The 256-nt window shown below is 71.9% G+C and carries 1 pseudogene; it reads right to left on the reverse strand.

The window, feature by feature from the left end:
- A pseudogene (locus FV233_RS29980) lies at positions 1 to 256 on the reverse strand (IS66 family transposase zinc-finger binding domain-containing protein); the annotation flags it as partial.

A 256-nucleotide genomic window follows, 5' to 3' on the forward strand; every position in this document is an offset into this window, starting at 1 on the left:
GGCCAAACACGTCCGACAAGGCCGCTTGCAGCCGCTCGTAGGAGAGCGCCTGAAAGGTCCTCAGATACGTCGCCACCGCATGCAGCCGCGGGCCGAACGGCGTGCCGCGGGCCGCCTCCGGCTCCGGCTCCGCGGGCCGCCTCCGGCTCCGGTGCGGCTGCCTGCGTCCCGCAGGTCGGACAATGAACGGCAAGGCGCCGATGCTGCGTCACGACCGGCATCACCGCCGGCAGCTCGATCCGCTCAGAGACGCTGA

Origin of the sequence: Methylobacterium sp. WL7 (assembly GCF_008040085.1) — a bacterium.
GTDB classification, from domain to species: Bacteria; Pseudomonadota; Alphaproteobacteria; order Rhizobiales; family Beijerinckiaceae; genus Methylobacterium; species Methylobacterium mesophilicum.